Source organism: Arcicella sp. GW458-12-2-14-TSB2, from assembly GCF_059423785.1.
Window position 1 is genome coordinate 1 of the sequence record NZ_JBWKYN010000381.1, and the last position, 611, is coordinate 611.

Annotated in this window: 1 protein-coding gene; it reads right to left on the reverse strand. The window is 28.0% G+C overall.

Annotation, left to right across the window (positions count from 1 at the left end; all coding sequences use genetic code 11):
- A partial coding sequence (locus AC07XN_RS24555) for a hypothetical protein (RefSeq protein ID WP_494744963.1) occupies window positions 1-415 on the reverse strand: 415 nt, incomplete at its 3' end.
- Window positions 416-611: the final 196 nt, after the last annotated feature.

Here is a 611-nt window from a genome sequence, read left to right on the forward strand (position 1 = left end):
GTTGAATATTTTTATCTTGCTTTTTGATGTAGGTATTTAGGGTACTTACTTGAGTTTCATAGCCTTCAATTTTTTTCTGAGTTTCTGCTTTATAAGCCTTAAACTCTTCAACTTTTAAGTCTACGTCTTTAAACATATTTACCATTTTTAAAGAATCTTGCTTATAATTGTTTCTGATATTGCCTATTTCAACAAAATAAGAGCGATATCTTTTCTCTTGGGCAAGCAACTCATCAGAAAGTGTTAATGTTCTAGCCCGTAAATCTCTTACTTCAACTTGTGAGCGTTTAAAGTTTTCATTTAATCTACTTTTAGATCCGTCAAGTTCTTTGTACTTTTTACTACTAACACAAGAAGATTGACTTACAATAAGGGCAATCATAACTACAGAGGCCGGAATAATACTTGTTTTCATGTGTTTTAAAATTGATGGCGATTTTAGGTTAAAAACAATTTTTTAGTTTAATAATAGCAATGGTACATAAATGCATTCATTCTTAATATGAATGAAAGATGGTAAATGGCTATTCAATTTTTAAACGAATTTGTTTAGCCTTAAAATGCTTATTTATGTAAATAAACTTTACAAAAGTTTATTTTGTATTTAAAAT